Origin of the sequence: Marinomonas sp. S3726 (genome assembly GCF_000967665.1) — a bacterium.
Classification (GTDB): domain Bacteria; phylum Pseudomonadota; class Gammaproteobacteria; order Pseudomonadales; family Marinomonadaceae; genus Marinomonas.
Window position 1 is genome coordinate 1 of sequence record NZ_JXYC01000094.1, and the last position, 645, is coordinate 645.

General features: G+C 48.4%; 1 protein-coding gene. It reads right to left on the bottom strand.

What is annotated here, in order from left to right:
• The coding region (locus TW85_RS25205) for an Ig-like domain-containing protein (RefSeq protein WP_046019895.1) at positions 1–645 on the bottom strand (645 nt) is incomplete at both ends.

Sequence of the window (645 nt, forward strand, 5' to 3'; positions counted from 1 at the left end):
GTTGAGTAGTCTTGACCATTGATCGTCATGGTCACAGAATCGCCAGCCGATATGTCACCGCCAGTAGCCGTACCAGATACTGCAATGGTCTCACCGCTTTCAGTTGCGTTGATCACATCATCCGACGTAATAGCGTTAACCGCTACCGTACCCGCTGTCGCTGAGGTATCTACCGTATGAGTTGAAGTGCCAGTGCTATCAACAGTATTGCCTGCTGCATCACTTGAGCTAACCACCACTTCAAACTCTGTGTCTGCTGCCAAGTCACTGCCATCCACATCAACAGTCCAGTTGCCATTTTGATCAACTGTTGTTGAGTAGTCTTGACCATTGATCGTCATAGTCACGGTATCGCCTGTTGCGATATCGCCACCTGATGCCGTACCAGATACTGCAATGGTCTCACCGCTTTCAGTTGCGTTAATCACATCATCCGACGTAATAGCGTTAACCGCTACTGAACCCGCTGTTGCTGAGGTATCTACCGTATGAGTGGAAGTGCCTATGCTATCAACAGTATTGCCTGCTGCATCACTTGAACTAACCACCACATCAAACTCTGTGTCTGCTACCAAATCACTGCCGTCCACATCAACAGTCCAGTTGCCATTTTGGTCTACTGTTGTTGAGTAGTCTTGACCATTG